The sequence below is a fragment of the Variovorax sp. P4_D9 genome (assembly GCF_056401695.1).
This window is the reverse complement of the sequence record NZ_JBFUIU010001223.1, coordinates 1-2,015: the sequence shown is the minus strand read 5'-3', so window position 1 is coordinate 2,015 and position 2,015 is coordinate 1. Positions and strand designations below refer to the sequence as shown.

The window sequence follows — 2,015 nt, the reverse complement described above, 5'->3', positions numbered from 1 at the left end:
ATCTTCAAGTCCTCCTCGACGCCGCGACAGGCGCCCGGGCATCTTGTTCGAGGGCCTGCGGGCTTGTCAATGGGCACCGAGGCCGTCCGCCGTGCTATCAATCAAGTTGGGTGCTTGGTCAATTGCAACGTCGACACATTGCTCCTGGCCTGCGTGAGCAACTTCATTGACGAAAACCAATGCGTTCGAGCGCCTGCTCGCATTGCTCTTCGATTCCTTAGTGGTCCATGAACCCCGGCAACCTCAGCCCGTTCTGGAACTGCGCCCGGTTCGTCGGCATGGCGCAGGCGCGCGATCAAAGTGGGCTGCGCCTGCGCATCCGGGAGATCGCGATAGATCGCTCTCGGTTTGGCAATCTGCGCGTGCTGGATCCCGCCCCGGCTTGGGTTGAGCTTGCGCTTTTCATGTAAGGGATCCGGTGACCGTAGCCTTCGCCTCGGCCAGGTACGGCGCCATCGAATGGTGCCGATACGCGACCTCCCCGATCTCGTCGTAGCTGCAGTGGCCGCACTCGAACGACGAGGCCGTCGCGGTGCCGTCGGCCAGCTGGTTCAGCGTCTCCTCGCTCACCAGCAGGTACTCGGACTCGGGCACCTGATTCTTCAACAGCCGGTGCGCGACGATGATGCTCTTGCCGATGAATTTCGAATGTCCCTTGACCTGCATGGTCCTGGCCGGCCCGAAATGCGCGACGAACTTTAGCGACAGGCAATGGACGTTGGAGCAGGCGCCGCATTCGCAGGTGCGCAGGATCTCGATCCGCTTGATGTGCGAATGGAAGTCCACGAACATCTTCCGTGCCTGCGCCAGAAGCTCGTCCAGCGACGGCGGCGCGCCGGGACGAACGAACAGCACCGCATCGCCTTCGAACTCGGAAACCTCCAGCCCGAGCTGGTTGGCGTCCACGATCAACTCCAGCAACTCTTGGATAATGTGCTGGCTATGGCTCACCTCGGTCTCGGTCACGAACTTCGTGAAACCGCTGATGTCCGGGATGAAGAAGAGTATGTTGTCGGGATTTGTTGTCGCCACGGCTCGCTCCAAGGATTTGCGTCATCACATTCAACCACGCACCCACGCAGGTCAGTCACAGCAACAACAAGACCCCGAAGGTAGCCCCGTCTTGCGATAAGCGAGGCCGAGCGACAACACCGCGAGCGCCACGGCCAGGGCTCGCAACCGCGCAGTCGGCGACCTCCTCGAACGATCGATCATCTGCCGATGCTTCGCATCATTCGAAAGCAGCCGTCCGTGTGCCGATTAGCCATGGTCGTCCGTTGCCACCCAGGCGACCCGATGTTGACCCGAACTCGAATGTTGTTAGCGACGTCGGTGAAGGTCAAGTTCCAGTTGAGCAGTCGTACGTCGAGGAATGTGCCAATGTCAGGTTCCGTCGCGCTGTCATTCGACGCGGGACCTTGAACTTCAGCAACCAGTCTGGAGCGCGCGTTCGAGCTTGCACCTCGAACTAGCAATGTCGGCCACTTGCGGACGGGTCGCGGGTGACAGCTTTCCGGCACCGAATTTCGGCCGACTGGCATCTCTCGGTCGAGAGTAACGTGTTCCACGTCACGATAGCTGACCAGCAGCAGGTATTAGGCTGGCCCGGTCTCACCTTGGCCCAGGGCATTGCGCTCGGCGTGACCTTGCCACAGCAGCAAGATGGCACCAGTCAGAATCAGCGCCGCATTGCCCAGCGCCAGATGCAGGAGCGAGTCCCACAGCAGAGGCGCAATCAGGCCCGAACCCAGCGCCATGAGGGCGAACTGAATGAACATCTGGGTGGATGCGGCCAGGCCGGCGTTGTTGCCCATAGGCTGCAATGCATGACCCAGGAGTAGCGGCATAGACAAGCCGATGGCATACGAGCCCACCGCGAGGGGAAGCAAATGGGTCAGGCCCGGGGGGACGGCCCAAGCCAGCCCCAGGTTCAACAGGATGGTCACCAGGAAGATCCCATAGCTGATACGCATCGTGCCCGCCGCACCAAATCGTTGCAGCCATCGTGGCAGGGT

At 61.0% G+C, this 2,015-nt stretch carries 2 protein-coding genes and 1 pseudogene; 1 reads left to right on the top strand and 2 read right to left on the bottom strand.

Going from position 1 to position 2,015, the window contains the following annotated elements; genetic code table 11:
- Positions 1–227 precede the first annotated feature (227 nt).
- A complete protein-coding gene (locus tag AC1DY5_RS53245; RefSeq protein WP_478122286.1) occupies positions 228–410 on the top strand; it encodes a hypothetical protein in 183 nt (60 codons plus the stop codon).
- On the opposite strand, the gene AC1DY5_RS53240 is transcribed toward AC1DY5_RS53245, so the two are convergent.
- Both AC1DY5_RS53240 and AC1DY5_RS53235 read right to left on the bottom strand, forming a co-directional pair.
- Positions 403–1,032, bottom strand: a complete 630-nt coding sequence (locus tag AC1DY5_RS53240; RefSeq protein ID WP_478122285.1) for a DUF2652 domain-containing protein — start codon at positions 1,030–1,032, stop codon at positions 403–405. The genes AC1DY5_RS53245 and AC1DY5_RS53240 overlap by 8 nt on opposite strands.
- Positions 1,033–1,595: 563 nt before the next feature.
- Positions 1,596–2,015: pseudogene (locus tag AC1DY5_RS53235) on the bottom strand (hypothetical protein); the annotation flags it as partial.